We start from the raw sequence: 23,481 nt of genomic DNA, 5'->3' as shown, positions 1-23,481 counted from the left end.
CGGGGCCGAGATCCTCGAGGCGCACCACGTCACAGGGGACGACTGCTTCGTCATCAAGGTCGCGGCGCGTTCGATGCGGCACCTGGAGGAGGTGTCGGGCCGGATCGGCACGCTGGGCTCGGTCACGACGAGCGTCGTCTACTCCTCGCCGCTCCCCCGTCGGCCCCTGAGCCGCTGAGGACCGCCGGGGTCTGTCAGCCGGCGCCCCGCTGCCGCAGCGCCGAGCCCGTCCGTCCCTTCACGACCTCCAGCTGGGCGTGGATCCGCCGTCTCAGGTCGCCGACGTGGCTGACGATGCCGACGCTGCGGTCCCGTTCGCGCAGCGAGTCGAGGACGTCGAGGACCTCGTCGAGGGTCTGGTCGTCGAGGCTGCCGAAGCCCTCGTCGATGAAGAGGGTGTCCAGGCGGACGCCGCCGGCCTCGTCCGTGACGACGTCGGCGAGGCCGAGCGCGAGGGCGAGCGAGGCGAAGAACGTCTCGCCCCCGGACAGCGTCGCCGTGTCGCGCTCGCGACCGGTCCAGGCGTCGACGACGTGCAACCCGAGGCCGCTGCGGCCGCGCCCGGTGCGGTCGTCGGAGTGGACGAGGGTGTAGCGACCGGAGGACATGCGCCGAAGCCGCGCGGTCGCCGCCGCGGCGACCTGTTCGAGGCGGGCCGCCAGCACGTACGACTCCAGGCGCATCTTGCGTTCGTTGTCCGCCGAGGTGCCCGCGGTGAGCGAGGCGAGGCGGGCGACGCGGTCGTGCTCCTCGCGCAGCGGCGCGAGCCGGCGTACGGCGGTGGCGGCCCGCGCCGAGAGCCGGCCGAGTTCGGCGCAGCGCCGGGCGGCGGCGTCACGTGCCGAGGAGGCGTCGCGCAGCCGTCGGCCCGCCTCCGCGGCGGTGTCTTCCGCCGAGGCCAGGTCGGCGGGGGGCCGCTGGGCAGCGGCGGCGGTGTCGGCTTCGGTGAGGACCGCGCGGACGGCGGACTCCTCGGCGTCCCACGCGTCGAGCCGGCGTTGCAGCTCCCGGTGGGCGGCGTCGTCGAGCAGCGCGGCGGCCGCGTCCCGCGGGGTGTCGAAGCCGGCGCGGAAGGAGGCGTCGGCGAGGCGTGCGTCGGCGGCCTTGAGCCGCTGGGCGGTGTCCTCGGCGACGCGGACGGCGTCGGCGGCCTCCGTCAGCAGCGCTGCCCGGCGCTCCAGCTGGGCGGCCCGCTGTGCCACACTGTCCGCGGTGCCGCGGGCCCGCGTCAACTCCTCGTCGAGTGCGACCCGTTCTCGCTCCAGCCGTTCCCGGTTACCGACCCGGGAGGCGGCCCGGACGGCCGCCTGCTGCTGTGCGGCGATCCGCTGCTCGCGCTCCTGCTCCGCCCGGCGCAGCTCCTCCTGCGCGGCGTGCAGCCCGGAGGCACCCGCGCGGGCACGGGCGTACCGCCGCTCCAGGTCCTCGGCCTCCTCGGCCAGCCGCTCGGTGGGCGCGTCCCCCGCCTCAGCCGTGGCGGCGGAGAGCGCCTCCCGTACGGTGCCCAGGCGCCGTTCGGCCTCGGCACGCCGCTCGTCGGCGTCCTGATGGGCGGCGAGGGCCCGCTCCTCCGCCTCGCGGTCGACGTGCCCGGCGATCCTGCGGGCGGGGGCGGGGTGTTCGGTGGCGCCGCACACGGCGCACGGCGCGCCGTCGGTGAGGTGCGCGGCGAGTTCGGCGGCGATGCCGTTCAGCCGCTGTTCCTTGAGGTCGAGCCAGTGGGCGCGGGCCTCGACGGCGCGTTCGCGCGCGGCGAGGGCCAGCCGCTGCGCCTCCTGCGCGTCCACGGCGAACCGGTCCCGTCGCCGGGCGGCGCTCAGCCGCCGCTGCGCCGGCTCGCGCTGCACGGCGAGCTGTTCGGCGTGGGTCGCGGCCTCCCGTGCGGAGTCGACACGGGCCTGCAGTCCGGTGCGGACGGCCTCCCAGCCGGCGAGCCAGGTCTCCGCCTCGTGCAGGACGTCCTCGTCGGCGCGCTCCTGGCGGTCCAGCCCGGCCTGCTCCTCGCCCAGCTCGGCGAGGCGCTGTTCGGCGCGCCGGGCCGACGCCAGTGCGCCCAGTTCCTCGGTGGCCCGGCGCGCGGCGGCGGCCAGTCCGGCGGCGCCGGCGTCCGCGAGGGTGCCGGGCAGCAGGGCTCGCGCGCGGGCCTCGGAGGCCGCCGCCCGCCGGTGCTCGGCGTCGGCGGCGTCCCGCAACTCCAGTGCGGGGGCGACCGCTGCGGCCTTGCGGGCCCGCTCCATGCGGTGCTGCGCCGCTCGGTGGGCGTCGGCCCGCTGGGCCAGTAGCGCGGCCCGCTCCCGCGCCTCGGCGAACCGCCGCTGCAGCCGGTCCAGTTCCCGGGCGTCGGCCAGGTCCCGTTCGGCGGCGGCCTGGGCGGACTCGGTGGCCGTGAGGCGGCAGTCGGCCATGTCGAGCAGCTCGCGGGCCGTGCTGCGGGCGACGGCCGCGGCGCTCAGGACGGCTTCGGCCAGCCCCGGTTCGCCCGGCGCGAGTTCCGGCAGCTCCATGGCGTCACCGGCGGCCTGCTGCATCCGGTGGGCGTCGGCCAGCAGCGCGGCGTCGCCCTCGCGCACCTGTGCCTCGGTCGTGCGGCGCCGCTCGGCGAGGCGCTTCTCGGCCTCGGCGAAGCGCCGGGTGTCGAAGAGCCGGCCGAGCAGCTTGCCGCGTGCCTCGGCGTCGGCGCGCAGGAAGCGCGCGAAGTCTCCCTGGGGCAACAGGACGACCTGGCAGAACTGTTCGCGGCTCATACCGAGCAGCTGGGTGATCTCCTCGCCTATCTCCTGGTGGGAGCGGCTGAGGTCCTTCCAGGCGCCGGCCGTCGCGTCGTACTCGCGCAGCCAGGTCTGGGCCTTGTCGACGGTCGTGCCCTTGCCGCGCAGCTTCGGGCGTTCCCACGGGGGCTGCCGGGTGATCTCCAGGCGGCGCCCGGCCACGGTGAGTTCGAGGCGCACCTCGGTGCGGGTGCCGACGGCCGCGTGGTCGCTGCGCAGCGTCATGCCCTGCCCGCTCTGCCGGGCGCCCGGCACCGATCCGTACAGCGCGTAGCAGACGGCGTCGAGGACGGAGGTCTTGCCGGCGCCGGTCGGTCCGTGCAGGAGGAACAGCCCGGCCGCCGACAGGGCGTCGAAGTCGACGCGCTGCGCGGTGCCGAAGGGACCGAAGGCGGTGATGTCCAGCCGGTGCAGCCTCACCGGGCCACCTCTCGCACGGTCTCGTCCGCGCGCACCGCGTCGAAGGCGTCGCGCAGCACGGTCTGTTCGTGGTCGTCGGGAGCGGCGCCGCGCACGTATGTCACGAAGTCCTCCGCGATCTGCTGGTCGCTGCGGCCCGCGAGGCGCCGCGCGTAGGAGACGGCCGGGTCGTCCGGGGCGCGCTCGGGGTCGAAGACGAGGCTGAGCGTGTGCGGGAAGCGCTCGGTCAGCCGGGCCATGGGCTCGGCCGGGCGGACCGGGTCGGTGAGGGTCGCCTCGACCCAGGCCTCCTCGTGCCGGCTCAGCCCGGGGTCGGCGAGCAGGTCCTCCAGGGTGCCCCGCAGCCGGGCCAGCGGGCGCGGCACCGGGCAGTCGACGCGCTCGGCGGTGACCGAACCGTCGGCAGCGAGGTCGACGAGCCACATGCTCTTGCGGTGCGCGGCCTCCGAGAAGGAGTACGGCAGTGGGGAGCCGGAGTAGCGGACGCGCTCGGTGAGGGTCTGGCAGCCGTGCAGGTGTCCGAGTGCCACGTAGTCGACGCCGTCGAAGACGCCGGAGGGCACGGCGGCGACCCCGCCGACGGTGATGTCCCGCTCGCTGTCGCTCTGCTCGCCGCCGGTGACGAAGGCGTGCGCGAGGACCACGGAACGCGTGCCCCGCGCGCGGCCTGCGAGGTCGGCGCGGACCCGGTCCATGGCGGCGGCCAGCACGGTCTCGTGGCCCGCCTTCTCCACCCCGAACTCCGTCTTCACCAGGGCCGGTTCGAGGTAGGGCAGCCCGTAGAAGGCCACCTCTCCGTGGGCGTCCTCCAGCACCACCGGGGTGCCGCATCCGGCCGGGTCGGTGCGCAGGTGGATGCCGGCGCGGTCGATGAGTCCGGCGCCGACGCCGAGGCGGCGGGCCGAGTCGTGGTTGCCGGAGATCATCACCGTCGGCACGCCGAGGCCGGCGAGGCGGTGCAGGGCGTCGTCGAACAGCTCGACGGCGGCGAGCGGCGGCACCGCCCGGTCGTACACGTCCCCCGACACGACCACGGCGTCGACGCCGTGCTCGCGCACGGCCGCCACGAGGTGGTCGATGAACCCGGCCTGGGCGCCGAGCATGTTCACCCGGTGGAACGCCCGGCCGAGGTGCCAGTCGGAAGTGTGCAGCAGTCGCATGACCCCCGAGACTAACGGCAGGGTCCGACAGCCCGGTGCTTACTCCCGTTTCACCCCCGAGACCACCCCATAAACGGCCTTCACCCCTTTGTTCCGCTGGTGCCCCTTTTCAGGCGTCCCCGTACGCCTCCCCGCCCAGCTCGAACCCGGCCGACCCCGCGGTGGCGTCCGCGAGCCAGGACCGGAAGGCCTCCACGTCCGCCTCCGGCAGGCCGATCTCCAGGGTGACGGCTTCGTCGTACCGCACGTCGCGTACCGCGCGTCCCGCCGCGCGCAGGTCGTTCTGGAGCTTGCCGGCGCGCTGGTGGTCAACGGTCACCGTGGCCAGGCGGAAACGGCGCCGGGTGAGCGTGCCGAGGTCGTCCAGTGCCTCGCCGACCGCGCCGCCGTAGGCACGGATGAGGCCGCCCGCACCGAGCTTGACGCCGCCGTAGTACCGGGTGACGACGGCGACGACGTACCGCATGTCGCGGCGCAGCAGCATCTGGAGCATCGGGACGCCGGCGGTGCCGCCGGGTTCGCCGTCGTCGCTGGCCTTCTGGACGGCCGCGTCGGCTCCGATGACGTACGCCCAGCAGTTGTGGGTGGCGTCGGCGTGCTCCTTGCGCACGGCGGCGATGAACGCCTGGGCCTCCTGCTCGGTGGCGGCCGGAGCCAGGGCGCACAGGAAGCGGGAGCGGTTGATCTCGGTTTCGTGCACACCCGCGCGGGCGACCGTGCGGTACTCGTCCTGCATCCGGCCAGCCTATGCGCTCCCCGTCATCCGCCTCTCGGCACGGTCGTCGCGGTCAGCGGGGCCGTGCCGGGGGCGAGGGCCCGCCAGGAGGTGCCGTGCCAGGCCGGTACGGCGACGGCCGAGGTCGGGTGCTTCACTCCGACCCGGTCCGGCGCGTCGCCGACCGCGTCTGCGGCCAGGTCGGTGACCAGCTCCTCCAGGCCTGGGTTGTGGCCCACCAGGAGCAGCGTGCCGACCTCCGCGGGCGTCTCGCGGACCACCTCCGGCAGGTCGGGCACGCCGGCGGCGTACAGGCGCGCGTCACAGCGCCCCGGCGGCGGGGTTGCCCCACTGGGCGGAGGCCGGTTCCCAGGCCCGGAGGGCGTGTGCGCAGAGGGCGTGCGGGCTACCGGCCCTTCTTGACCGGCTCCCGGGCCCGGAGGGCGCGTGCGGCGGTGGACCACAGCGCGAGGTGGGGCGGGCAGCCGGCCTCCGCGAGGGCCCGTCCGGCGGCGGTGGCGTCCCGGCGTCCGCGTCCGGCGAGCGGGCGGTCGTGGTCGGCGACGCCTTCGGGACGGGCCGACTCGGCGTGCCGCGGGACGGCCAGGCGGCGCGACGGCCCGGGGCCCGGGCACGCGATCACGCCGGGGACCCGAGGTCGCGGGTGAGGTCGAGGCCGAGGAACCGGTCGGCGTAGGCGTAGGTCTCGAAGCGGGCTCCGTCGGCGAGGCCCGGATCGGTCTCCACGTGGCGCAGGACACGCAGCACCGCCGGGGCGTCCAGGTCGTCCTCCCAGGCGGCCCGGAGCCGGTCGCGCACCTCGCCCGGGACGGGACGCGACGGCTGTCGCGCCCAGGCGGCGACCGCGCGGCGCCAGCGTGCGAGCGTGCCCCGGGCCTCGTCGAGCACGCGCGCGTCGAGCTCCACGCGCGCGTGATGGTGGCGCTCCAGCAGGGCGAGCCGGAGGGCGTCGGGGTCGTCGGGGTTGTGTCCGGCCGGGTCCACGGGGGCGACGGCGACCGTCACGCCGTCCGGTGGAGCCCCGCCCTCGCGGACCACGTGCACGGCCTGGCCGGACCCGGCGGCGCCGCCGTCCTCGAAGGGCCGGATGCCGAGGGCCGCGGCGTCCTCCCCAAGCCGCGTCCCCTCCTCGTCGCCGGTCAGCAGGGCCCATGTGGGCGTGCCGTCGAGTTCCAGGGCCCGCACCAGGAGGTCGGCGACGAGCAGCACGCGCAGGCCGGTGGTGTCGCGGCCCGGCGCGTGCGCCTCGACACGGGTCGGGGCCCGGCGTGCGGGGGCGGCGGGGACGGGCCCGGCGGTCCGGGCGTCGATGATGCGCAGCACGCAGTGAGCGTAGGCGGGGCGGGGCGACGGCGCACAGGGGCGCGCTCACGGGGAATCCCGGCGGGCCGCCGTCCGTTGTCCGTCTTGGGGACGCGACACGAGTCCAGGAGCCCAAGTCCAAGGAGGCCGCCGGTGTACGGCGACGAGGCAACCGTCCGCAGGATCCTCACCGAGCTCGGCGACACCTGGGCCGTGGTGGGCCTGTCGTCCAACCGCGGGCGTGCCGCGTACGGCGTCGCCGAGGTGCTGCGGCGCTTCGGCAAGCGCGTCGTGCCCGTGCACCCCAAGGCGGAGACGGTGCACGGCGAGCCCGGTTACGCCTCCCTCGCGGACATCCCCTTCGACGTGGACGTCGTCGACGTCTTCGTCAACAGCGACCTGGCCGGAGCGGTGGCCGACGAAGCGGTGACGAAGGGCGCCGGGGCCGTCTGGTTCCAGCTCGACGTCGTCGACGAGGCCGCGTACGCACGGACAAGGGCCGCGGGCCTCGACATGGTCATGGACCGCTGCCCGGCGATCGAGATCCCGCGCCTCGGCTGACCCCACACCCGCCCACCGGGCACCGTTCGGACGCGGGCCGACGACCACGCGCACCGCGGGTCCGTCGGTCGGTCGGTCCAGCGCGTACCCGTGCCCGTTCTCGCTCGGCACCGCGAAGCACCCGCTGCCGGGGGACCGGACCCGCCCCCTCCGACAGCGCGGCCGACCCGGCTGCGCGCCGAGGCCGCCCTGGTCGTGGACGGCGAGGCGACGGTCCGCCAGGCCCACCGCGTCGCCGTGGAGGCCGAGCACGCGCTGCACGCCGTGCCCCGGCTCACCGCCGCCCTCGTCCACGCCGACCCGGCACCCGCTCCGGGGGAGACGGATCCGCGTCCGGCGCCGGCCCCTCACGCCGCGGCGTGAGCGGTCAGGCCACGCCGAGCCCCTCCAGGACCACGGCCCCGGGCAGTTCCGCGAAGGCCTTCCCGGGCACCCGCAGCTTGCCGCGCCGGCGTCCGCTGCCGACGAGGACGTACGGCAGGTCGACGACGGCCGAGTCGACCAGCACGGGCCAGTCGCCGGGCAGCCCGACCGGGGTGATGCCTCCGTACTCCATGCCGGTCTCGCTCGTGGCGGTGTCCATCGAGGCGAACGACGCCTTCCGGGCGCCGAGGTGGCGGCGCACGACGCCGTTGACGTCGACCCGGGTGGTGGAGAGCACCACACAGGCGGCCGTCGTCGTGCCACCGCCCCGCTTGCCGGTGACCACCACGCAGTTGGCGGACTGTTCGAGCAGTTCACGTCCGTAGTGCTCGACGAAGGTGGCGGTGTCGGCCCACTCCGGGTCGGTGTCGACGTAGACGATCTGCTCGGCGGGGACGCTGCCGCGCCAGTGGCGTACGGCGTCGGCGACCGGGCGGGTCAGCTCGTCGAGGCGGTCCGGGGCGGGCGCGGCGTTGTCGAAGTTCCCGAGGGGTGCGTGCATGGCCGCACGCTAACAACAGCGCGTGGCCCGGTGAACGGCCGTCTCAGGGGACGGCCGGCACCGAAAGTGCCGTGCCCGTCTCCACCGGCACGTCGCTCTCGGCCCGCGCGGTGAGCGCGAGGGGGAAGGCCCTGCCGGGGGCGCCGGCGGGGCACGTTGCGCGCCAGGGGCCGGGCCGGCGGGTCGAGGTCCGCCGCGTTCGGTGCGGCGGCGGACCGGGGCGGTGGACGGTCAGCCGTCGGCCGCGGGCTCCGCGAGCCTGCCCGGCGCTCCCGCCCCGTCGTCCAGCTCGGCGAGCCTGGCCACGGCCTGGTCGTCCAGCTTCGACAGCGCCCGCAACTGCCCCGGCGTGACCCCGTCGGGGATCGGCACCGGCGCCGGGGTCCGCAACGGCGGCTGCCAGCCGTCGGCGGGCGTCCACCGCCGCACGACGCGGGCCGGCGCGCCGGCCACCACCGCGTGGTCGGGCACCGTGCCGCGGACCACGGCACCGGCGGCCACCACCACGTTCCGCCCGATCCGCGCCCCCGGCAGGACGACCGCGCCGGTGCCGATCCAGCAGCCGGAGCCGATCTCCACCGGGTCCATCCGGGGCCACTGCTTGCCGATGGGCTGGTGCGGGTCGTCGTAGGAGTGGTTGGTGGAGGTGACGTAGACGTACGGGCCGAAGTAGCAGTCGCTGCCGATGGTGACCGCGGTGTCCGCGATGACGTGGCTGCCGCGGCCGAGGACGACCCCGTCGCCGATGCGCAGGATCGGCTCGGGGCCGAGGTCGAGGTCGGGCATGAGTCCGGCGGTGAGGGTGACCTGTTCGCCGATGATGCAGTGGTCGCCGACGTGGATCCAGGGCTCACCGAAGACCGTGCCGAGCGGGAAGGCGAGCCGGGTCCCCGTGCCCAGCGCGCCGAAACGGAGGCGCCCGGGGTGTGCGGCGGTGACCGATCCGGTGCGCTGCACCCAGGCCCAGCCCGCGTGGACGGCCCGCTGCGCGAGGCGGCTTCGCCAGGACGAGAACGTGTTCTTGCGCTTCGGCACGCGCTCACGGTAGTCGGCGAGCGGTGCGGCCATGGCTCCCGCGGCCTGTGATCTTCACCCCACCGGGTGGCGTACGGTGCCGTACACCACCCGAGCAGGAGGCGATGATGACGCAGAAGGCGCTGATCACGGGCATCGGCGGCAAGAACCCGAAGGTGGACGGGGAGGCCTTCGTGGCACCGACGTCCTCGGTCATCGGGGACGTGACCCTGCACGCGGGGGCGAGCGTCTGGTACGGGGCGGTGCTGCGCGGAGACGTCGAGCGGATCTCCGTCGGGGCCGACAGCAACGTCCAGGACAACTGCACGCTCCACGCCGACCCCGGTTTCCCCGTCACCGTCGGCGAACGCGTCTCCATCGGCCACAACGCCGTGGTGCACGGCGCGACCGTCGAGGACGACTGCCTGATCGGCATGGGCGCCACGGTGCTCAACGGCGCCGTGATCGGCGCCGGCTCACTGGTCGCGGCCCAGGCCCTGGTCCCGCAGGGGATGCGGGTGCCCCCCGGCTCACTCGTCGCGGGAGTGCCGGCGAAGGTCAAGCGGGAGCTGACACAGGAGGAGCGTCAGGGGGTCACGCTGAACGGGACGATGTACGCGGCGCTCGCCGTGGAGCACGCCCGCCTCGGCGAGTGAACGACGGGTGAGCGGCGGGGTCCGCGGACCGTGTGCCGGCCGGTCGTGACGGTCGCGGGCCGGTCGAGGCGGTCGCCGGCCGGTCGTGACGGTCCCCTTGCGCGGCCCGGCCGCGGATCGGCACCGGCCCGCGCACCCGACGGGGCGCGCTACTCCCCGGCGGTCACGGGCCGGGTATCCGTCCGGGCCTTGCCCGCCTTGCGCTTGACGATCAGCATCGAGGTGACGCCGATCAGGACCGCCACCACCAGGCCCACCCACGAGAAGCGCTTGAGCCAGGACTCGGCGACGACGCCGACGTAGTAGATGACGGCGGTGGTGCCGCCCGCCCAGAGGATGCCGCCGAGGATGTTGGCGATCAGGAACTTCCAGTACGGCATCCGCAGCACACCGGCCAGCGGCCCCGCGAAGATGCGCAGCAGGGCGACGAAGCGGCCGAAGAACACGGCCCACATGCCCCACTTCTGGAAGGACCGCTCGGCCGTGGCGATGTGCCCCTCGCTGAAGTGCCTGGGGAACTTGGCGCCCAGCCAGGCCAGCAGCGGCCGGCCGCCCTTGCGGCCGATGGCGTACCCGATGGAGTCGCCGATCACCGCGCCCGCGCTGGCACAGGCGCCGAGGATCAGCGGGTCGATCCCGCCGTGCTGCGACGACAGCAGGGCCGCCGACACCAGGACGATCTCGCCGGGCAGCGGGATGCCCAGGCTCTCCAGACCGATGATCAGCCCGACCATGGCGTAGACGGCCGCCGCGGGCACCGTGTCGAGCCACTCCTGGACGTGCAAGGTCCCACCCTCCGCTTCGTGTACCTGATGCGTTCCGGGCGGGACTCGCCGCTTCCCGGTGCGCCTCGACCGAGGCGCACCGGGAAGCCTACCGGGTCGCCGCCGGTCAGCCGTTGGGGCGCAGGGTCCACGTGACGGTCATCTCACCGGTGACGGCGCCGTCCTCCCGCTGGATGGCGACGCTCACCGGGAACTCGGGGCGGCTGCCCTCGTCGAGTTCCGCGACGACCTCGGCGACGGGGCGGCCGAGCGTCGCGGTGGCCGTGACCGGCCCGAGCGCGATCTTCCTGAAGGCGATCTCGGCGGTGACCGGCAGCGGCACAGCCCGGGAGAGCTGGTCCCCGAAGGCGGCCAGGACGATCGCGCCGCTGGCCGATTCCCCCAGGGTGAACATGGCTCCGGCGTGCGGCCCGCCGACGTGGTTGTGGTATTCGCTCTGATCCGGAAGGGCCAGCACCGCCTTCTCCGGAGTGGTCTCCAGGTACTCGAGGTTCAGGGTCCGGACCATCGGCACCGTGGCGGCGAGCAACTCGCCGATCGACATCTGATCTGCGCTCATGCCGGTAGGTTACCCGCGAGTAGCTCCAAGGGGCCAGGATCCTCGCGGAGTCGACTTTGCTACGTCCCTGACAAGGGCCGGTGACCGAATCGTGTCCTCGGCGGCATTAGGGTGACTGCTCATGTGGCCAGGACAGCAGCCGCCCGGGGGCGAGCAGAACCCGCAGAACAACCCGTACCAGCAACCGGGGTACCAGCAGCCGAATCCGTATCAGCAGCCCGGCTACCAGCAGCAGCCCTACGGGCAGCAGCAGTGGGGGACTCCGCAGCCCCCCGGCGCCCCGCAGCCGGCTCCGGGTGGGGGCGGCGGTGGCGGAAACCGGACCAGGCTGGTCGCGATCGTCGCGGCCCTCGCCGTGGTGGCGGCCGCCGGTGTCACCGGCTTTCTCGTACTGGGCGGTGACAAGGACGACCAGGCGGACGACGGCAAGGCCAAGAAGCCGTCCGCGAGCGCGTCCACGGACAAGTCCGAGCCTCCGTCCACCGACCCGAGCCCGTCCGGCTCCGACGACAACCCGCGGGCCGGGGGCGAGCCGAAGGCGACCGTCGACGGCTGGAAGGTCGTCGCCAACCCGCGGTTCGGCACCATGTTCGACGTGCCCGCCGAGTGGGAGGTCGACAGCACCGACACCAGCGTCGGCTTCGAGTGGGAGGAGAAGGGCAAGACGGAGCGCACCACCGTCACCGCCCCGGCCTACCTGAAGTCCGAGTGGTGCACGACGGACGAGAACAAGGACGGCCGCAAGGAGAGCACCGCCCTCGCCACCACCGGTACCCGCGGTGAGAGCGGCGCCAAGAACACGGACATGGCGGCCGAGACGCGGGTGCCGTGGTGGATCTACGGCGGTTACACGGAGCCGGACAAGAAGAGCGTGAAGTACGGCAAGCCGAAGCCGTACACCACGGCCTCCGGCATCCAGGGCAGCGTCATCACGGCGTACTCCCAGGGCACACCCCAGAAGGGGAAGTGCGACAGCGAGGGCAAGGCGATCACCTTCGCGTTCCAGAACGGCGCGGGCGACTTCGTCACCTGGAACCTGTACGGCGCCAAGGGCGTCGACGAGGAGGTACCGGAGGCGACGATCCAGAAGATCCTGAGCACCGTGCGCCTCACCGAGGAACCGCCGACCGACTCGTAGGCCGCGGCACGCCGCCGGGCGGCGCCGCGTGCGCCGCTCAGCCGATGCCGAACGCCCCGGCGGGAGGCTCGGGCGACGGTACGGCGTCCTCGTCCCGCACCGGCCGCGCGTCGCCGATGAGGTCCCGCAGGGCGGGCCCGTGCTCGACCCTGGCCGGGAAGGCGTCGGCGGCGGTGCGCCGGGCCAGCGCCGCCGTGTCGAGGGGCCGGTGCGCGGCGACGAGGACCGCGTTGCCGAAGCGGCGTCCGCGCAGGACACCCGGTTCGGCGATCAGCGCCAGCTCCTCGAAGAGCGTGGCGAACCCCGCCAGCTGGGGGCGCAGGAAGGGGAAGGGGGCCGCGTCGGCCAGGTTGGCCACGTAGACGCCGTCCGCCCGCAGGACCCGCGCGGCCTCGCGGACGTAGTCCACGGAGGTCAGGTGCGCGGGCACCCGCGATCCCCCGAAGACGTCGGCGACCAGCACGTCGGCCGAGTCCGCGGGGGCGGCCTCCAGCCAGGCGCGGGCGTCGGCGCCGTGCGCGGTGATGCCCGCGCCGTCCGGCAGCGGCAGGTGCTCGGCGACCAGGTCCAGCAGGCCCCGGTCGGCCTCCACGACGTCCTGCCGCGATCCGGGCCGGGTCGCGGCCAGGTAGCGGGGCAGGGTGAACGCGCCGCCGCCGAGGTGCAGCACGTCCAGCGCGCGTCCCGGCTCGGCCACCGTGTCCAGGACGTGGCCGAGCCGGCGCGTGTACTCGAATTCCAGGTGTGCCGGATCGTCCAGGTCCACGTACGACTGCGGCGCCCCGTCGACGGTGAGCAGCCAGGCCCGCTCCCGGTCCACGTCGGGCATGAGCTTGGCGGTGCCGTGGTCGGTGACGCGGCTGACGGGTATGGCTTCGTTCACCCCGTCATTGTGACGGAGGGGAACCGCGGCCCGGCGCCGTCGGCCGGCCCGCGGTCCCTCCGTCACGCGCCCCCGCTCATTCGACAGCGGTCACGGTCCCCGCTCCCACGGTCCGGCCGCCCTCACGGACGGCGAACCCCAGACCGGGCTCCAGCGGCACGTCCCGCCCCAGCTCCACCGTCATCGTCACCGTCTCCCCGGGCCGGGCGACGGCCGTCCCCCCGAGGTCGACGGCCCCGACCACGTCCGCGGTGCGGATGTAGAACTGCGGCCGGTACCCCGTGGCGACCGGCGTCGAACGCCCGCCCTCGCGCGCCGACAGCACGTACACCCGGGCCGAGAAGCGTCGCCCGGGCACGACGCTGCCGGGCGCGGCGACCACGTGGCCGCGGCGCACCGTGTCGCGGGCGACCCCGCGCAGCAACAGCGCCACGTTGTCCCCGGCCTGCGCTTCCTCCATCGGCTTGCCGAAGGTCTCCAGGCCGGTGACGACCGTCTCGACGGACGCCCCGAGCACCTCGACCCGGTCGCCGACGCGGACGGTGCCGCGCTCGACCGCGCCGGTGACGACCGTGCCCCGGCCGGTGATGGTGAGCACGCTCTCCACCGACAGCAGGAACGGCGCGTCCAGATACCGCTCGGGCATGGGCACATAGGTGTCCACGGCGTCCAGCAGCGCCTCGACGGACGCGGTCCACCGCGGGTCGCCCTCCAGGGCCTTCAGTCCCGAGACCCGTACGACGGGCACGGCGTCGCCGCCGTAGCCGTGCGCGGTGAGCAGTTCGCGTACCTCCAGCTCGACGAGGTCGGTGAGCTCCTCGTCCCCCGCGTCGGCCTTGTTCAGCGCGACGACGATGTGGTCGACGCCCACCTGCCGGGCGAGCAGCACGTGTTCGGCGGTCTGCGGCATGATCCCGTCCAGTGCGGAGACGACGAGGATCGCCCCGTCGAGCTGGGCGGCGCCGGTGACCATGTTCTTGACGTAGTCGGCATGGCCCGGCATGTCGACGTGCGCGTAGTGCCGGGTGTCGGTCTCGTACTCGACGTGCGCGATGTTGATGGTGATGCCGCGCGCCGCCTCCTCGGGGGCGCGGTCGATGCGGTCGAAGGGCACGTACGTGCCGGCGCCGCGCTCGGCGAGGACCTTGGTGATGGCGGCGGTCAGGGTGGTCTTGCCGTGGTCGACATGGCCCATCGTGCCGATGTTCAGATGCGGTTTGGTGCGGACGTACGCCGTCTTGGACATGGCGGTACCTCGAAGCCTCGTGGCGGTGGTGGGGACCCCGGGGACTCGCCGACCCTCCCCCTGCGGGGTCCGCCGGACGATCCGGGGAGGGTCAGCTTCGGGCGCCGTCGGCGGCGGCCGGGAAGAAGGTGACGGCAGCCTTCGGGGCATCCGCGACCGCGGATGCTGCGAGGGGGAAGGCGTACCGGAACATGACGCCGATCCTCGCGGACGCTTTGCCCCACGTCGAATGGTTTTTTATGGCACGGGAGTTCGAGGATCGTCCCGGCCCGCTACGGACCGACGGCCCGCAGTGCCTCCCGCGCGGACAGCGGCGCGAGGCGTCCCCGTGCTCGGCCACGAAGCCGCGCACGGCGTCCGGGCCGGTCGTGGCGTACTCGCTCGGGCACCAGCCGACGGCCTTGCGGACGAAGTAGTCGTCCCGACGGCCTTGCGGTCGAAGAAGTCGTCGTGGGCGGACCGGCCCAGGCAGTAGCCGGAGAGGCGGGCCGTGTCGGTGCGTTGCCGGTGGCGCAGTTGGTGGAGCAGGGCGGCGCGGACCAGCCACCGGTCCTCGTCCGCGATCCAGGCGTCCGTGTCGGCCGTGAGGTCCCGGCCGGCGTCGACCAGCCCGCCGACGACGTGCGCGGGGCGAGCGGGTCGACGGCGTTCCACCAGGGGACGGTGGTGAGCAGGCTGCGTGGCGCGTCCGGAATTCCCGTGCCTGTGACGCACATGAGACGCACCATACGGCGATCACACACATTTGTCGGTTAGTGTCACCGGATGCTCGATGCCACCACCCGCTCTGGGGGCACCGCCACGGTCTCTCCCCGGACCGCCGCGACGGAGCTCGCCGTCGCCACAACCGCCGGACCGGTCGCACCGGCCCGCTTCGCCGCCCGCGTGACGAGAGTCCTGCTCTCCCCGTGGTCCCGGCTCTCCCTGCTCGTCGCCCTGCTGGCCTCGGCCGCGACCGCGGTGGTGCTGTTCCAGCCGCAGCGGTTGCTGACGGACGGCTGGCCACCCCAGCTCGGGGGTGCCGCGGCGGCGGTCGCCTACGCGCTGGCGTACGGGCTGTGCACCGTCGCCTTCGTGCCGCGCCCCCTGCTGAACCTGGCCGCCGGCGCCCTGTTCGGAGCGCAGCTGGGCCTCGCCTCCGCGCTGGCGGGGACGGTGCTCGGTGCCGGGACCGCCTTCTGTCTGGGCCGGGTGCTGGGCCAGGACGCGCTGCGGCCGCTGTTGCGGGGCAAGTGGCTGAAGGCCGCGGACGGACAGCTCAGCCGGCACGGCTTCCGCTCGATGCTGGCGGCGCGGCTCTTCCCCGGGGTGCCGTTCGCCGCCGCCAACTACTGCGCGGCCGTCTCCCGGATGGGCCTGCTGCCCTTCCTGCTGGCGACCGGGCTCGGGTCGATCCCCAACACCGCCGCCTACGTCGTCGCCGGCGCCCGCGCCTCGACGCCGACGTCACCGGCCTTCCTGATCGCCATGGCCTGCATCGCCCTGCCGGGTCTGGCGGGCGCGGTGGTGGCCTGGCGCAAGCGCCACCGGCTGCGCGGGCGCTGACGGACCGTGGTGATCGAGCGCGCCCGCGGCGACGAACCGTGCCGCGGGTCACCCGCCGGGCATGCGGCGGGGCCGGCCGGACCGCGAACCCGGCCGCTCTTCCGCAGGTCCCGGACTGGACGGTGACGGACCCGTCGGCGGCCCAGGAACTGCTTCCACCCCTGTGACCGGGTATTCACCCAAGGGCGCTACGCTGCCCCTCGGCACGCCTGATCCTGACCACCGCACACGGCGGTTCGGTGTGTCCGTCGCCCGTTTCTCGATCGGCACTTGGACTCCGTAACTTCATGTCTTGGTTTGAATCCCTCATCCTCGGACTCGTCCAGGGGCTGACCGAGTTCCTCCCCGTCTCCTCCAGCGCGCACCTGCGCCTGACCGCGGCGTTCTCCGGCTGGCACGACCCGGGCGCCGCGTTCACGGCGATCACGCAGATCGGCACCGAGGCGGCCGTGCTCATCTACTTCCGCGAGGACATCGGGCGGATCATCTCGGCGTGGAGCCGCTCACTGACGAACAAGTCGATGCGCCACGACCCCGACGCGCGCATGGGCTGGCTCGTCATCGTCGGCTCGATCCCGATCGGTGTCCTAGGTCTGACGCTGAAGGACCAGATCGAGGGGCCCTTCCGGGACCTGCGGATCACCGCGACGATGCTGATCGTCGTCGGCGTGATCATCGGTGTCGCGGACCGGATGGCCGCGCGCGACGAGAAGGGCGGCCGGCACCGCGCGCCCCAGCAGCGCAAGGAACTCGAGAACCTGGGCGTGCGGGACGGCCTGATCTACGGCCTGTGCCAGGCCATGGCCCTCATCCCCGGTGTCTCCCGGTCCGGCGCGACCATCAGCGGCGGCCTCTTCATGGGCTACCGGCGCGAGGCCGCGGCCCGGTACTCGTTCCTGCTCGCGATCCCCGCGGTGCTCGCCTCGGGCGTGTTCGAGCTCAAGGACGCGATGGAGAGCGACCACGTCTCCTGGGGACCGACGCTGTTCGCGACGGTGATCGCCTTCGGCACCGGCTACGCCGTCATCGCCTGGTTCATGAAGTTCATCTCGACCAAGAGCTTCATGCCGTTCGTCTGGTACCGCATCGCGCTCGGCATCGTCATCATCGCCCTGGTCGCGACGGGCGTCCTCAGCCCGCACGCCGCGGAGTCGTCCGGCTGACCGCGCCTCGCACGCGCGGGCACACCCTCGCGTCCGTAGCCGTGCGGTAGCGCACTGTCAGTGCTTGCCCCTAGGCTTGTCCGCATGTCCCCCGATTCCGTTACTCCTGGTTCCGCGCGGTCCGCGGCGGAGCTGAACGATCAGATACGTGCGCTGTGGCGGCGTGCGGGCGGGTCCCTGTCGGCGCAGGAGCGTGTGGAGTACGAGCTGTTGGTGGTCGAGTGGGCGACCGCGATCCGCTGCGAGGTGATCGAGGCGGCCTGAGGGCCGGGGCGCCCGCCGCCCGGCCGATCTCACCGGCGCCGAGCGTCCTCGCGTCTCAGCGTCCGCCGGCCACTCGCAGCACCGTACCCGTCGTGTACGACGCGTCCGGTGACATCAGCCAGGAGATCGCCGCGGCGATCTCCTCCGCCCGGCCCGCACGGCCCAGTGGGACGGCCGCTCCCATCCGCCGCGCCCGGTCGGGGGCGCCCATCGCCGCGTGCATCTCCGTGTCGACGACCCCGGGCGCGACGGCGTTGACGCGGACACCGTCCGGGCCGAGCTCCTTGGCCAGCCCCACGGTCAGCGCGTCGACGCCCGCCTTGGTCGCCGCGTAGTGGACGTACTCGCCGGGGCTGCCGAGGGTCGCGGCGCCCGACGACACGTTCACGATCACGCCGTTCCCCCGCGCCGCCATCAGCTGCGCGGCGCGGCGCGCGCACAGCAGCGTGCCGAACAGGTTGACGTCGACGACCCGGCGCAGGTCCGCGGTGTCGCTGTCGGCGAGCCGCCCGAGCGGTCCGGTCACCGCCGCGTTGTTCACCAACCCCGTCACCGGCCCGAGCCGCTCCTCCGCCACGGCGAAGAGCCGCTCGACCTCGGCCTCGACCGACGTGTCCACCCGCACCGCGAGACCGCGCCCACCCGCCGCGCGCACCCCCGCCACGACCGCCTCCGCGGCCGCCGAGTCCCGGACCCAGCCCACGACGACGTCGTGCCCGTCCGCCGCGAGACGCAGACAGGTCGCCGCGCCGATCCCCCGGCTGCCGCCGGTGACCACAGTGAGGGGACGTGCCATGAAACTACCTCCGGCGGAACAGGCGGAACGGGCGGAACGGGCGGAACGGAGACCCGGCAGCACAGCCGGCCCTGTTTGATCGATCATCGATCAAGTGCTCGCCGAGCACAACCACCCGTCGCGTCGACCGCGGTGACTCCCCGGCGACCGGCACCCGGTGTGATCAACTGAATTTGCCCTCGTCCAGAGCGCACACTGGGGGAACCACCGGGTAGGGAGGCGCCTATGAAGACGCTCGGCCACTGGCTCATCTCCCCCTGGCGCCGCTCGGCAGCCGCAGCACTCGCCGGCGCGCTGCCCGTGCTCGCCTTCCCGGGGCCGGGCCTGTGGTGGTGGGCCTGGGTCGCCCTGGTGCCGTGGCTGCTGCTGGCCCGCACCGCGCCGGGCGCCAAGCGGGCCGCGTACGACGGGTGGTGCGGCGGGTTCGGTTTCATGCTGGCGATGCACCATTGGCTGCTGCCCAACCTGCACGTGTTCACGTTCGTCGTCGCCGCGCTGCTCGGCGCGCTGTGGGCGCCGTGGGGCTGGCTGGTGCGGCGGCTGCTGGGCGGGGCGCCCACGGGCGGCCGGGTGGCGGCGGCCCTGCTCGTGCTGCCGTCGGGCTGGCTGGCGGTGGAGCTGGTCCGTTCCTGGCAGGGGCTCGGCGGTCCCTGGGGGATGCTCGGCGCGAGCCAGTGGCAGGTGGCGCCGGCGTTGCGGCTCGCCTCGGTGGGTGGGGTGTGGCTGCTGAGCTTCCTGGTGGTGGCCGTCAACGTCGCCGTGGCCGTGCTCGTCGCCGTCCGCCGGTCCCGGGTGCCCGCCGTGGCCGGGCTGGTCGCCACCGCGGCCGTCATCTCTGCGGCCTGGGTCTGGTCGCCGCGCCCCGACGCCGACGAGCGGGTCGCGATCGCCGTGGTGCAGCCCGGCGTCGTCGCCGGCCGCGACAGTGCCGACCGGCGCTTCGACCGCGAGGAACAGCTGACCCGCCTCCTCGCCGGCCAGGACCCCGACCTGATCGTCTGGGGCGAGAGCAGCGTCGGCTTCGACCTGGACGACCGGCCCGACCTGGCACGGCGACTCGCGGCGCTGGCCCGTGAGACCGGCGCGGACCTCCTGGTCAATGTCGACGCGCGGCGCTCGGACAAGCCCGGCATCTACAAGAGCTCGGTGCTCGTCGGCCCCGAGGGCCCGACCGGCGACCGGTACGACAAGATGCGGCTCGTCCCCTTCGGGGAGTACGTCCCCGCCCGTTCGCTGCTCGGCTGGGCCACCTCCGTCGGCGAGGCGGCGGGCGAGGATCGCCGGCGCGGTGCGGAGCAGGTGGTGATGGACGTGGGCGACGGGCTGCGGATCGGGCCGATGGTGTGCTTCGAGAGCGCGTTCCCGGACATGAGCCGGCGCCTCACCGCCGACGGCGCCGAGGTGCTGGTCGCCCAGTCGTCGACCTCCACCTTCCAGCACACGTGGGCGCCCGCGCAGCACGCCTCGCTCGCCGCACTGCGCGCCGCCGAGACCGGCCGCCCGATGGTGCACGCGACCCTGACGGGGGTCTCCGCGGTCTACGACGCGAACGGCGCGCGCGTCGGCTCGTGGCTGGGCACCGACGCGAGCACGTCACGCGTGTACGAGGTCCCGCTCACGCACGGCAGCACACCGTACGTCCGGTACGGCGACTGGACGGTGCACGCCGCACTGCTGGTCCTCGCGGCCTGGGCCGGCACCGAGGCCGTGCGTGCGGTGCGGATCAGGCGGAGCGCTCCTCCACCTCGCGTACCACCCGCTCGCACAGCTCATGGGTCTCCAACGCGTCGCGGGCACTGAGCACCTCGCCGGCGCGCACCGCGTCGAGGAAGGCGAGCACCGCCTGTTCGATGCCACGCTGCCGGGCCACCGGGACCCAGTCGCCGCGCCGCCGCACGGTCGGCTGGCCCTTGTGGTCGATCACCTCGGCGAGGTTGACCACCTGGCGCTTGGTGTCCTGACCGGAGACCTCGAGGATCTCCTCCGCCGAGCCGCTGAGCCGGTTCATGACGCCGAGCGCGGTGAAGCCGTCCCCGGCGAGCTGGAGCACGACGTGGTGGAGCAGACCGTCCTCGGCACGAGCGCGCACGGTGACGTCGCCGACCGGGCCGGGCACCAGGAACCGCAGCGTGTCGACGACGTGGATGAAGTCGTCGAGGATCATCGTGCGCGGGTCCTCGGGCAGGCCCGTGCGGTTCTTCTGCATGAGGATCAGCTCGCGCGGGTGCTCGGCGCACTGCGCGTACCCGGGGGCGTGGCGGCGGTTGAAGCCGACGGCGAGGCTGGTCCGCCGCTCCTCGGCGAGGGCCACCAGGCGCTGGGAGTCGGCGAGCTCGTAGGCGAGCGGCTTGTCGACGTAGGTGGGCACGCCGGCTTCCAGCAACCGGGTCACGATCTGCGGGTGCACGGCCGTCGGCGCGTGCACGAACGCGGCGTCGAGGTCCTGGGCGAGGAGTGAGTCGAGATCGGTGTGGCGTTGCGCCCGCGGGAGGCGCAGTCCGTCGGCGACCCGGGTGAGGGTCGCCGGGGTGCGGGTCTGCAGGTGCAGGTCGACCCCGGGGAGGACGCCGAGCACCGGCAGGTAGGCCTTCTGCGCGATGTCGCCGAGTCCGATACAGCCGACCTTCACGGGGGGGTGCTCCTCTGACGCTCGCCGACCTGGTCCGCCGGGAAGCATACGGGGGCCGCGGGGGCCGCCGGACGGCGACGTCCTCGAAGCCGCGCGGGAAAGCGCCTGCCCGGCCTCGGACAGTTCGGGGACACGGTGGCACACCCCGCACACCCGGCGGACCCGGCGCGACCGGCCCTCGACGGCCTGGTTGCCGACGCGGCAGAACGCGGGGAGCGGCCCTGCTTGCTCGTCACGGTGCCGGGGCGCGGCCGACCCGCCCCGGCACCGTGCGGCCGCCGGTCTCCGGTCTCCGGTTGCCCGGGCGGACGGCTCAGGCGCGAGATGCCGGACGGGCCGCCGGCCACCGGCAACCGGGCAGCCGCAAAACCCCTGGTGGCTCCTGTTCGGCATGGGAGAGGATGCCGGCATGACGACCGAGCGCCGCGAACCCGCCAACGACGCCGACGAGCGCACCATGCTGGAGGGCTGGCTGGAGTACCACCGCCAAACGCTCGCGTGGAAGTGCGAGGGCCTCACCGACGCCCAGCTCAGGACCGCCGCCGTGGCCCCGTCCGCGTTGTCCCTCATGGGCCTGGTACGGCACATGGCCGAGGTCGAGCGGAGCTGGTACCGCCGGGTGCTGGCGGCCGAGGACGCGGCCCCGATCTACTTCAGCGACGAAGACCCGGACGGCGAGTTCCACCTCACCGAGGCGGACACCTGGCAGGAGGCCCACGCCACCTGGCAGGCGGAGATCGAGGTGGCACGGCGCAACGCGGCCGGCTTCCGTCTCGACGAACCGACCCGGGGGAAGCACCGGCGCACCGGTGAACGGTTCACCCTGCGCTGGATCCACACCCACATGATCGAGGAGTACGCGCGCCACAACGGCCACGCCGACCTGATCCGTGAGTGCCTCGACGGCGCCACCGGCGACTGACGTCACCCCCGGCGGCCCCGCGACCTCCGTACGGGGCCGGAGATCACCCGAGTGGGGCAATCTCCGTCGGCCCGGCCTCGTGGAGGAGGCCCCACCCAGGGCAGAGTGGCGCGGGTGCATCGAACGACGACCACCGCAGCACTTCTGGTGACCGTGGCTGTCTCGGCCCTCACCGGCTGTACGACGGTCCAGGGTCCGACCGTGGCCGACCCGTCGGCGGGCGGCGCCCACTCCTCCGCGCCGCGCGCCGACGGCCCGGCCGCACCCGCCGCGGTGCAGGCACCGGCCCGTGAGGCGCTGGAGCGGACCGGTCCCTCCCGGAGCCCGGGCCACGCCTCCGGCAAGCCGCGCCGCAAGGCACCCACGCAGCAGCGGAAGAAGCCGGCCGACCGCTCGGAACACCGGGCGCACCCCGACCTTCCCCGGGCGCCGATCCCGGGACGGGTGCCCGAGCGGCCTCCCACCGGGGTTCCCGACGTTCCGCTGCCGGACGGCGGGGGCGTCGGCCAGAACACCGGCGGCAGCGCGGACGTGTGCTCCCTCGGCAAGCAGTACGGCGGCTGGCGGCCCGGCAGCCCCGAGGCGGTCATCTGCGAGCGGACGCACGCCCGCTGAGGGTACGGCCGCGATCGCGGCGGGCGGGGCCTACGGCCGCTGCTGCCGCGGTGGTCCCCACCGCCCGTCGGACCCGTCCGGCCGGTCGCCGCCCAGCCGCAGCTCCAGTCGGCCGATCGCCGCGCGCACGCCCTCGCCGTAGCGGTCGTGGGCGAGGGACCGGGCTGCTCCCCGGGCCCGCCGCAGGTGCACCCGGGCCGCCTCGCGGTGCCCGAGCCGTTCGTAGTCGACGGCCAGGTTCAGATGCAACGAGGGGTAGAGGGCCCGCGCGGCGAGCGTGCCCTCGCGCCGGTCGGCGGGCCGGTCCCGCGTGAGTTCCTCGGCGGCCGACAACGCCCGCAGGTCCCAGGCCAGTTCGTCCCCCGGATCGTCCTGGGTGTCGGCCAGGTAGTGGGCCAGGGTGCAGCGGTGCAGGGGGGCGCCGTGCTCGCCGATCTCCGCCCACAGGTCGAGGAAGCGGCGCCGGGCCTCCTCGCGGTCACCCGCGTGGTGCAGCATGACGACCTGTCCGATCCGCGTCAGCACGGCGTCCGGCGCCGCCTGCTCCTGTCCCTTGGCCACCGCGTCCTCCGTGCCCGTCGTCGGCTGTCCCGACGACGCTAACCGCACGCACCCGCAATCCCCGTCAGGCGGCTCCGAGACGCGCGTGGGCCGGGCCGGCGGCGGACCGGCCCACGCTCCGGGGTCAGCCCAGGTTCGGGATGGTCCAGTCGATCGGCTCGTGGCCCTGCGCGGCCACCGCCTCGTTGATCTGCGTGAACGGGCGCGAGCCGAAGAACTTCTTCGCCGACAGGGGCGAGGGGTGCGCGCCCTTGACCACCACGTGCCGCGTCTCGTCGATCAGCGGCAGCTTCTTCTGCGCGTAGTTGCCCCACAGCACGAACACCGCCGGGTCGGGCCGGTCGGCCACCGCGCGGATCACCGCGTCGGTGAACAGCTCCCAGCCTCGGGCCTTGTGCGAGTTCGCCTCGCCGGCCCGCACCGTGAGCACCGCGTTGAGCAACAGAACGCCCTGCTTCGCCCACGGCATCAGATATCCGTTGTCCGGGATCGGGGTGCCCAGCTCCGCGTGCATCTCCTTGTAGATGTTGCGCAGGGAGGGCGGGACCTTCACGCCCGGCCGCACGGAGAAGCACAGCCCGTGGCCCTGGCCCTCGCCGTGGTACGGGTCCTGCCCGAGGACCAGCACCTTCACCTGGTCGTACGGCGTGGCCTCCAGGGCGGCGAAGACCTCCTCGCGCGGGGGGTAGACGGGACCGTTCGCCCGCTCCTCCTCGACGAACGCCGTCAGCTCCTTGAAGTAGGGCTGCTGCAGTTCGCCGCCCAGCACCTCGCGCCAGGACTCGGGCAGCATGGCGATGTCGGTCACGTCAACTTCCTTACACTGTGCGGTC

24 protein-coding genes and 4 pseudogenes are annotated in these 23,481 nt (G+C 74.2%); 11 read left to right on the top strand and 17 right to left on the bottom strand.

Annotation, left to right across the window (positions count from 1 at the left end; translation table 11 throughout):
- Positions 1 to 7 precede the first annotated feature (7 nt).
- Positions 8 to 178 (top strand): annotated as a pseudogene (locus KUM32_RS21860) (Lrp/AsnC ligand binding domain-containing protein); the annotation flags it as partial.
- A 16-nt stretch (positions 179 to 194) separates the two neighbouring features.
- On the opposite strand, the gene KUM32_RS21855 reads toward KUM32_RS21860, so the two are convergent.
- From KUM32_RS21855 to KUM32_RS21835, 5 genes and pseudogenes are all read right to left on the bottom strand, one after another.
- Positions 195 to 3,188, bottom strand: a complete 2,994-nt coding sequence (locus KUM32_RS21855) for an AAA family ATPase (protein WP_217143617.1) — start codon at positions 3,186 to 3,188, stop codon at positions 195 to 197.
- Positions 3,185 to 4,348, bottom strand: a complete 1,164-nt coding sequence (locus tag KUM32_RS21850) for an exonuclease SbcCD subunit D (RefSeq protein WP_217143616.1) — start codon at positions 4,346 to 4,348, stop codon at positions 3,185 to 3,187. Before KUM32_RS21850 ends, KUM32_RS21855 begins: the two co-directional genes overlap by 4 nt.
- Before the next feature lie 109 nt (positions 4,349 to 4,457).
- Positions 4,458 to 5,084 carry a YigZ family protein gene (locus tag KUM32_RS21845; RefSeq protein WP_217143615.1) on the bottom strand — a complete coding sequence of 209 codons (627 nt, stop codon included), beginning with the start codon at positions 5,082 to 5,084 and terminating at the stop codon, positions 4,458 to 4,460.
- Positions 5,085 to 5,107: 23 nt separating this feature from the next.
- Positions 5,108 to 5,706, bottom strand: a pseudogene (locus KUM32_RS21840) (histidine phosphatase family protein).
- A complete protein-coding gene (locus KUM32_RS21835; RefSeq protein ID WP_217143614.1) occupies positions 5,703 to 6,407 on the bottom strand; it encodes a hypothetical protein in 705 nt (234 codons plus the stop codon). Before KUM32_RS21835 ends, KUM32_RS21840 begins: the two are co-directional and overlap by 4 nt.
- Positions 6,408 to 6,539: 132 nt before the next feature.
- Between KUM32_RS21835 and KUM32_RS21830 the strand changes: the two genes are divergently transcribed.
- Together KUM32_RS21830 and KUM32_RS21825 are read left to right on the top strand one after the other, a co-directional pair.
- Positions 6,540 to 6,947, top strand: coding sequence for a CoA-binding protein (locus KUM32_RS21830; RefSeq protein WP_217143613.1), 408 nt, complete (start codon positions 6,540 to 6,542; stop codon positions 6,945 to 6,947).
- A gap of 168 nt (positions 6,948 to 7,115) precedes the next feature.
- Positions 7,116 to 7,310: pseudogene (locus KUM32_RS21825) on the top strand (cation transporter dimerization domain-containing protein); the annotation flags it as partial.
- A 4-nt stretch (positions 7,311 to 7,314) separates the two neighbouring features.
- Here KUM32_RS21825 and KUM32_RS21820 read toward each other — a convergent pair.
- Together KUM32_RS21820 and KUM32_RS21815 are read right to left on the bottom strand one after the other, a co-directional pair.
- On the bottom strand, positions 7,315 to 7,872 hold the full coding sequence (locus KUM32_RS21820; RefSeq protein ID WP_217143612.1) for a YbaK/EbsC family protein: 558 nt from the start codon (positions 7,870 to 7,872) through the stop codon (positions 7,315 to 7,317).
- 231 nt (positions 7,873 to 8,103) lie between these two features.
- Positions 8,104 to 8,907 (bottom strand): acyltransferase, encoded by an 804-nt coding sequence (locus KUM32_RS21815; protein ID WP_217143710.1) that lies wholly within the window; start codon positions 8,905 to 8,907, stop codon positions 8,104 to 8,106.
- 107 nt (positions 8,908 to 9,014) lie between these two features.
- Between KUM32_RS21815 and KUM32_RS21810 the strand changes: the two genes are divergently transcribed.
- Positions 9,015 to 9,542, top strand: a complete 528-nt coding sequence (locus KUM32_RS21810) for a gamma carbonic anhydrase family protein (RefSeq protein WP_217143709.1) — start codon at positions 9,015 to 9,017, stop codon at positions 9,540 to 9,542.
- A 149-nt stretch (positions 9,543 to 9,691) separates the two neighbouring features.
- On the opposite strand, the gene KUM32_RS21805 is transcribed toward KUM32_RS21810, so the two are convergent.
- Entirely contained in the window at positions 9,692 to 10,327 is a 636-nt protein-coding gene (locus KUM32_RS21805; protein WP_217143611.1) for a DedA family protein, read from the bottom strand.
- 106 nt (positions 10,328 to 10,433) lie between these two features.
- A complete protein-coding gene (locus KUM32_RS21800) occupies positions 10,434 to 10,871 on the bottom strand; it encodes a DUF4442 domain-containing protein (protein WP_217143708.1) in 438 nt (145 codons plus the stop codon).
- 136 nt (positions 10,872 to 11,007) lie between these two features.
- On the opposite strand from KUM32_RS21800, the gene KUM32_RS21795 reads away from it, so the two are divergent.
- A complete protein-coding gene (locus KUM32_RS21795; protein WP_217143610.1) occupies positions 11,008 to 12,024 on the top strand; it encodes a hypothetical protein in 1,017 nt (338 codons plus the stop codon).
- A 37-nt stretch (positions 12,025 to 12,061) separates the two neighbouring features.
- Here the strand turns inward: KUM32_RS21795 and KUM32_RS21790 are convergent, their stop codons facing one another.
- The 4 genes and pseudogenes from KUM32_RS21790 to KUM32_RS45345 form a co-directional block, all read right to left on the bottom strand.
- Positions 12,062 to 12,907, bottom strand: a complete 846-nt coding sequence (locus tag KUM32_RS21790; RefSeq protein ID WP_217143609.1) for a spermidine synthase — start codon at positions 12,905 to 12,907, stop codon at positions 12,062 to 12,064.
- Between the two features lie 76 nt (positions 12,908 to 12,983).
- Positions 12,984 to 14,153: an elongation factor Tu gene (gene tuf / locus KUM32_RS21785; RefSeq protein WP_217143608.1), complete on the bottom strand. Its 1,170-nt coding sequence runs from the start codon at positions 14,151 to 14,153 to the stop codon at positions 12,984 to 12,986.
- 91 nt (positions 14,154 to 14,244) lie between these two features.
- A complete protein-coding gene (locus KUM32_RS45350) occupies positions 14,245 to 14,700 on the bottom strand; it encodes a DNA alkylation repair protein (protein WP_374227539.1) in 456 nt (151 codons plus the stop codon).
- Positions 14,661 to 14,807 (bottom strand): annotated as a pseudogene (locus KUM32_RS45345) (DNA alkylation repair protein); the annotation flags it as partial. The gene KUM32_RS45350 and the pseudogene KUM32_RS45345, both read right to left, overlap by 40 nt.
- Before the next feature lie 111 nt (positions 14,808 to 14,918).
- Here KUM32_RS45345 and KUM32_RS21775 point away from each other — a divergent pair.
- The 3 genes from KUM32_RS21775 (at position 14,919) to KUM32_RS21765 (ending at position 17,125) form a co-directional block, all read left to right on the top strand.
- A complete protein-coding gene (locus KUM32_RS21775; protein ID WP_217143607.1) occupies positions 14,919 to 15,698 on the top strand; it encodes a TVP38/TMEM64 family protein in 780 nt (259 codons plus the stop codon).
- 287 nt (positions 15,699 to 15,985) lie between these two features.
- Positions 15,986 to 16,861 (top strand): undecaprenyl-diphosphate phosphatase, encoded by an 876-nt coding sequence (locus tag KUM32_RS21770; protein ID WP_217143606.1) that lies wholly within the window; start codon positions 15,986 to 15,988, stop codon positions 16,859 to 16,861.
- Between the two features lie 84 nt (positions 16,862 to 16,945).
- On the top strand, positions 16,946 to 17,125 hold the full coding sequence (locus KUM32_RS21765; protein ID WP_217143605.1) for a hypothetical protein: 180 nt from the start codon (positions 16,946 to 16,948) through the stop codon (positions 17,123 to 17,125).
- Positions 17,126 to 17,180: 55 nt separating this feature from the next.
- On the opposite strand, the gene KUM32_RS21760 is transcribed toward KUM32_RS21765, so the two are convergent.
- Positions 17,181 to 17,921: an SDR family NAD(P)-dependent oxidoreductase gene (locus KUM32_RS21760; RefSeq protein ID WP_217143604.1), complete on the bottom strand. Its 741-nt coding sequence runs from the start codon at positions 17,919 to 17,921 to the stop codon at positions 17,181 to 17,183.
- 225 nt (positions 17,922 to 18,146) lie between these two features.
- Between KUM32_RS21760 and lnt the strand changes: the two genes are divergently transcribed.
- A complete protein-coding gene (gene lnt / locus KUM32_RS21755; protein WP_217143603.1) occupies positions 18,147 to 19,721 on the top strand; it encodes an apolipoprotein N-acyltransferase in 1,575 nt (524 codons plus the stop codon).
- On the opposite strand, the gene KUM32_RS21750 is transcribed toward lnt, so the two are convergent.
- Positions 19,645 to 20,550, bottom strand: coding sequence for a Gfo/Idh/MocA family protein (locus tag KUM32_RS21750; RefSeq protein ID WP_217143602.1), 906 nt, complete (start codon positions 20,548 to 20,550; stop codon positions 19,645 to 19,647). The two genes, lnt and KUM32_RS21750, sit on opposite strands and share 77 nt — an antisense overlap.
- A gap of 409 nt (positions 20,551 to 20,959) precedes the next feature.
- Here KUM32_RS21750 and KUM32_RS21745 point away from each other — a divergent pair, with 409 nt between their 5' ends.
- Together KUM32_RS21745 and KUM32_RS21740 are read left to right on the top strand one after the other, a co-directional pair.
- Positions 20,960 to 21,472, top strand: coding sequence for a DinB family protein (locus tag KUM32_RS21745; RefSeq protein WP_217143601.1), 513 nt, complete (start codon positions 20,960 to 20,962; stop codon positions 21,470 to 21,472).
- A gap of 153 nt (positions 21,473 to 21,625) precedes the next feature.
- Positions 21,626 to 22,087, top strand: a complete 462-nt coding sequence (locus KUM32_RS21740) for a hypothetical protein (RefSeq protein WP_308408694.1) — start codon at positions 21,626 to 21,628, stop codon at positions 22,085 to 22,087.
- A gap of 30 nt (positions 22,088 to 22,117) precedes the next feature.
- On the opposite strand, the gene KUM32_RS21735 is transcribed toward KUM32_RS21740, so the two are convergent.
- The gene (locus KUM32_RS21735; RefSeq protein WP_217143599.1) at positions 22,118 to 22,648 is read right to left on the bottom strand and encodes a hypothetical protein; all 531 of its coding nucleotides are present in this window, start codon (positions 22,646 to 22,648) and stop codon (positions 22,118 to 22,120) included.
- 124 nt (positions 22,649 to 22,772) lie between these two features.
- Positions 22,773 to 23,456: a uracil-DNA glycosylase gene (gene ung / locus KUM32_RS21730; RefSeq protein WP_217143598.1), complete on the bottom strand. Its 684-nt coding sequence runs from the start codon at positions 23,454 to 23,456 to the stop codon at positions 22,773 to 22,775.
- Positions 23,457 to 23,481: the final 25 nt, after the last annotated feature.

It is taken from the genome of Streptomyces sp. AC627_RSS907, from assembly GCF_019049165.1.
This window is presented reverse-complemented; position numbering and strand designations above follow the sequence as displayed.

Excerpts from the sequence above, each read along its gene's own strand:
- KUM32_RS21845 (WP_217143615.1), bottom strand. The coding sequence starts at position 5,084 with ATGCAGGACGAGTACCGCACGGTCGCCCGCGCGGGTGTGCACGAAACC.
- KUM32_RS21775 (WP_217143607.1), top strand. The coding sequence starts at position 14,919 with ATGCTCGATGCCACCACCCGCTCTGGGGGCACCGCCACGGTCTCTCCC.
- lnt (WP_217143603.1), top strand. The coding sequence starts at position 18,147 with ATGAAGACGCTCGGCCACTGGCTCATCTCCCCCTGGCGCCGCTCGGCA.
- KUM32_RS21810 (WP_217143709.1), top strand. The coding sequence starts at position 9,015 with ATGACGCAGAAGGCGCTGATCACGGGCATCGGCGGCAAGAACCCGAAG.
- tuf (WP_217143608.1), bottom strand. The coding sequence starts at position 14,153 with ATGTCCAAGACGGCGTACGTCCGCACCAAACCGCATCTGAACATCGGC.
- KUM32_RS21765 (WP_217143605.1), top strand. The coding sequence starts at position 16,946 with ATGTCCCCCGATTCCGTTACTCCTGGTTCCGCGCGGTCCGCGGCGGAG.
- KUM32_RS21745 (WP_217143601.1), top strand. The coding sequence starts at position 20,960 with ATGACGACCGAGCGCCGCGAACCCGCCAACGACGCCGACGAGCGCACC.
- KUM32_RS21770 (WP_217143606.1), top strand. The coding sequence starts at position 15,986 with ATGTCTTGGTTTGAATCCCTCATCCTCGGACTCGTCCAGGGGCTGACC.
- KUM32_RS21820 (WP_217143612.1), bottom strand. The coding sequence starts at position 7,872 with ATGCACGCACCCCTCGGGAACTTCGACAACGCCGCGCCCGCCCCGGAC.
- KUM32_RS21850 (WP_217143616.1), bottom strand. The coding sequence starts at position 4,348 with ATGCGACTGCTGCACACTTCCGACTGGCACCTCGGCCGGGCGTTCCAC.
- KUM32_RS21795 (WP_217143610.1), top strand. The coding sequence starts at position 11,008 with ATGTGGCCAGGACAGCAGCCGCCCGGGGGCGAGCAGAACCCGCAGAAC.
- KUM32_RS21800 (WP_217143708.1), bottom strand. The coding sequence starts at position 10,871 with ATGTCGATCGGCGAGTTGCTCGCCGCCACGGTGCCGATGGTCCGGACC.
- KUM32_RS21760 (WP_217143604.1), bottom strand. The coding sequence starts at position 17,921 with ATGGCACGTCCCCTCACTGTGGTCACCGGCGGCAGCCGGGGGATCGGC.